The organism is Aurantimonas marianensis (genome assembly GCF_024195285.1).
In the GTDB taxonomy this organism is placed as follows: domain Bacteria; phylum Pseudomonadota; class Alphaproteobacteria; order Rhizobiales; family Rhizobiaceae; genus Aurantimonas; species Aurantimonas marianensis.
In genome coordinates this window covers 1-3,724 of the sequence record NZ_JALHBS010000101.1, presented here as the reverse complement: position 1 = coordinate 3,724, position 3,724 = coordinate 1, and the positions used below count along the sequence as shown (strand labels likewise).

Here is a 3,724-nt window from a genome sequence, read left to right as displayed (position 1 = left end):
CTCGCTGGCCTGGGCCAACGCCAGCTGGCTGCCCCGCGTCCCGATGCGGATGATGTCGTTCGTCCCCATAGATGCCCCTGTCGTTGCATCGCCCCGGCGTCGGCCGGCATGATCGTGCCCTTGCATAGGGGATCGGTCCCGCCGAAATCAATGGCGGCGGCGAGCCGGCGGCGGCGCTCTTCCATCTCGCGGCGAAGGCGGTAGAAGAACCGCTCGAAAGGAACTTTATGACCGGCACGCTGATCCTCGGCATCGAGACGAGCTGCGACGAGACCGCCGCGTCCATCGTCGGTCGCGAGGCGTCGGGCGCGCCGGCGATCCTTTCGAACGTCGTCCTCAGCCAGGTCGAGGAACACGCGGCGTTTGGCGGCGTCGTGCCCGAGATCGCCGCGCGCGCCCATGTCGAGGCACTCGACGGCATCGTCCGGGCGGCGATGGCGGATGCCGGCGTCGATTTCGGCGATCTGTCCGCAGTCGCCGCCACTGCCGGCCCCGGCCTTGTCGGCGGCCTGATCGTCGGCGCGATGACCGGCAAGGCGATCGCCGCGGCCAGAAGCCTGCCCTTCATTGCCGTGAACCACCTCGAAGGGCACGCGCTCACCCCCCGTCTGACCGACCGCCTCGCCTACCCCTATCTGCTGCTGCTGGTCTCGGGTGGCCACAGCCAGATCCTCCTGGTCCGGGCGCTCGGCGACTACGAGCGCTGGGGAACGACGATCGACGATGCGCTGGGCGAGGCCTTCGACAAGACGGCAAAGCTGTTGCGGCTTCCCCATCCCGGCGGCCCGAATGTCGAGCGAGCGGCCGCAGGCGGCGACCCGAAGCGCTTCGCCCTGCCCCGCCCGCTGAAGGGGGAAGCCCGGCTCGACTTTTCCTTCTCGGGCCTCAAGACGGCTGTACGGCTCGCCGCCGAGGCCGCCTCGCCCCTGTCGAACCAGGACATTGCCGATCTCTGCGCCAGCTTCCAGGCGGCGGCCGCCGACAGTCTCGGCGACCGCATCGGCCGGGCGCTGACGCGGTTTCGCGAAAGCTTCCCAGGGCTTGCCGATCCCGTCCTCGCCGTCGCGGGCGGGGTGGCGGCCAATCGCACGATACGCGCCGCGCTGGAGGCCGAAACCGCCAAGGCGGGCGTCCGGCTGATCGCGCCGCCGCCCGCCCTGTGCACCGACAACGCCGCGATGATCGCCTATGCCGGCCTGGAGCGATTCGAGGCCGGGTTCCTCGACGGGCTCGACGCCCCGGTTCGCTCGCGCTGGCCGCTCGATGAAAAGTCACAGCCGCTGGTCGGCTTCGGCCGGCGCGGAGCCAAGGCATGACGCGTTTCGCGATCGTCGGCGGCGGCGCCTGGGGAACGGCGCTCGGCTGCCTCTATGCCCGCGCCGGGCATCGCACGGTGCTGTATGCCCGCGATGCGGAGACCGTGGCTGGCATCAACCGCGACCAGCGCAACGCGCGCTATCTGCCGGGCATCGAGCTCCCCGACGGCCTCACTGCCACCAGCGATCCCGCCGAGGCGATGGACCGGGCCGAGATCGTGCTGTTCGTCGTCCCGGCCCAATCGCTAAGCGTGGCGATCGCCGAACTGGGTGGCCTGGTTCCGCCGGACGCGCTGGCCGTGCTCTGCGCCAAGGGGATCGAGCGCGGCACCGGCCGTTTCGCCTCGCAAATCCTCACCGAGGCGATGCCGGGCCAACCGCTCGCCGTCCTCTCCGGACCGAGTTTCGCCGCCGACGTCGCGCGCGGCCTGCCGACGGCCGTCACCATCGCCGCCGGCGAGCCCGCCCTCGCCGACCGCGCCGCGCGGCTTTTATCGACCGAGACTTTCCGCTGCTATGCCGCCGGCGACGTCGTCGGCGTCGAGGCAGGCGGCGCCTTGAAGAACGTTCTGGCGCTCGCCGCCGGCGCGGTGGTCGGCCGCGGTCTCGGCGCCTCGGCCCAGGCGGCGATCATCACTCGCGGCTTCGTCGAGCTGCGCCGCCTCGGCGCCGCGCTCGGCGGACGCCCGGAGACATTGACGGGCCTCTCCGGCCTCGGCGATCTCGTACTGACCTGCTCCAGCCCGCAATCGCGCAATTTCGCCTATGGCCTAGCCCTCGGTCGAGGCGACGACCGCTCCGGGCTGAAGCTCGCCGAAGGCGTCTTCACCGCCGAGATCGCCGCCCGCCTGGCAAAGCAACACGGCATCGACGCGCCGATCATCGCGACCGTCGCGGCGATCCTGTCGGGCGACCGCGACGTCGACGCCGCCGTGCAGTCGCTGCTGGCGCGGCCCTTGAAGCGCGAATTCGATTGAAACCCGCCCCGGGACCCTTACCCTTGGCCGTGTTCGCCCCTCTGATTAACCTAGCAACCGCCGACCACAGGAATTTCCATGCTCTACGCCCTTCTTTGCGACGACAAGCCGGACTCACTGCAGCTGCGCCTCGACAACCGTCCGGCGCATCTGGAATTCCTGAACGGCCTTGGCGACGCGCTGAAATTCGCTGGCCCCTTCCTCGACGGGAATGAAAAGCCCTGCGGCAGCCTCGTCGTCATCGAGGCGGACGGTCTGGGCGAGGCGCAAACAATCGCCGCCGAAGACCCCTATGCCAAGGCCGGGCTTTTCGCCAATGTCGCGATTCGCCCCTGGAACTGGGCGATCAAGAATCCGGACGCGGCTTAAGGCGAGGCGGACATGCGTTATTGGCTGTTCAAATCCGAGCCGTTCAAATGGTCCTTCGACCACCAGAAAAAGGCAGGCGCCAAGGGCCAGGAATGGGACGGGGTGCGCAACTACCAGGCCCGCAACTTCATGCGCGAAATGAAAAACGGCGACCGCGGCTTCTTTTACCATTCCAACGAGGGCAAGGCGGTCGTCGGCATCGTCGAGATCATCGCCGAGGCGCATCCGGACTCCACCGCCAAGGATGGCAAATGGGAGTGCGTCGACATCACGGCGCTGATGGACCTACCGCAGCCCGTGACGCTCGATGCCGTCAAGGCGGAGCCGAAGCTGAAGGATATGGTGCTGGTCAACAATTCGCGGCTGTCCGTGCAGCCGGTCGAGCCATCCGAATTCCGGCTGATCTGCGAGATGGGCGGGCTCGATCCCGACACCGCGATGACGGGCTGAGCCACGTTTGCGGGGCTCCGCAATGCTGATGTACGACAACCGCGAATGCGAGGCCTTCATCCTCGCCAACACGACCGTCTCTTGTCCGCCCCATGTGCCGGAAGTCCGGCTGCGGCTCGCCGACGAGGCGCATGATCTCTGGCTGAAGACCGAAGCCGAACTCGAAGCGATCGGCCTGCCACCGCCGTTCTGGGCGTTTGCCTGGGCCGGCGGGCAGGCGCTCGCCCGCTTCCTCCTCGATCATCCAAAGCAGATCGCCGGACGCCGGGTCGTCGACTTCGCCACCGGCTCGGGCCTCGTCGCCATCGCCGCCGCCAAGGCTGGCGCGGCTCGCGTCACGGCGATCGACGTCGATCCGTTCTGCCGGACCGCCGTCCGGCTCAACGCCGCGCTCAACGGCCTCGAGCTTCCCTTCGACGACCGCGATCCGGTCGGCGGTCCGCTCGACGCGGACATCCTCGTTGCCGGAGACGTCTTCTACGACGAGGCGATGGCGGCCAGGGTCACACCCTGGTTCGATCGCCTCGCCCGCGACGGCCTGACCGTGCTCGTCGGCGATCCGGGGCGCGCCTATCTGCCGGCCGATCGCGTCGAACACCTCGCGCGTTACGC

At 68.9% G+C, this 3,724-nt stretch carries 5 protein-coding genes; all 5 read left to right on the top strand.

The genetic code is table 11. The annotated features are described in order from the left end of the window. The first annotated feature begins 227 nt into the window (after positions 1–227). Entirely contained in the window at positions 228–1,316 is a 1,089-nt protein-coding gene (gene tsaD, locus MJ956_RS15705; protein WP_253965386.1) for a tRNA (adenosine(37)-N6)-threonylcarbamoyltransferase complex transferase subunit TsaD, read from the top strand. Further along, positions 1,313–2,293: an NAD(P)H-dependent glycerol-3-phosphate dehydrogenase gene (locus MJ956_RS15700; protein WP_253965385.1), complete on the top strand. Its 981-nt coding sequence runs from the start codon at positions 1,313–1,315 to the stop codon at positions 2,291–2,293. The genes tsaD and MJ956_RS15700 overlap by 4 nt, the downstream gene beginning before the upstream one ends. A 78-nt stretch (positions 2,294–2,371) precedes the next feature. Next, entirely contained in the window at positions 2,372–2,662 is a 291-nt protein-coding gene (locus MJ956_RS15695) for a YciI-like protein (RefSeq protein ID WP_253965384.1), read from the top strand. 12 nt (positions 2,663–2,674) lie between these two features. Further along, on the top strand, positions 2,675–3,112 hold the full coding sequence (locus tag MJ956_RS15690) for an EVE domain-containing protein (protein WP_253965383.1): 438 nt from the start codon (positions 2,675–2,677) through the stop codon (positions 3,110–3,112). A 22-nt stretch (positions 3,113–3,134) separates the two neighbouring features. Continuing rightward, positions 3,135–3,724: class I SAM-dependent methyltransferase (locus tag MJ956_RS15685; RefSeq protein ID WP_253965382.1), on the top strand; the 590-nt coding region annotated here is incomplete at its 3' end.

Bases quoted from the DNA above. Each gene is read 5' to 3' on its own strand.
- tsaD (WP_253965386.1), top strand. From the start codon at position 228: ATGACCGGCACGCTGATCCTCGGCATCGAGACGAGCTGCGACGAGACC.
- MJ956_RS15700 (WP_253965385.1), top strand. From the start codon at position 1,313: ATGACGCGTTTCGCGATCGTCGGCGGCGGCGCCTGGGGAACGGCGCTC.
- MJ956_RS15695 (WP_253965384.1), top strand. From the start codon at position 2,372: ATGCTCTACGCCCTTCTTTGCGACGACAAGCCGGACTCACTGCAGCTG.
- MJ956_RS15690 (WP_253965383.1), top strand. From the start codon at position 2,675: ATGCGTTATTGGCTGTTCAAATCCGAGCCGTTCAAATGGTCCTTCGAC.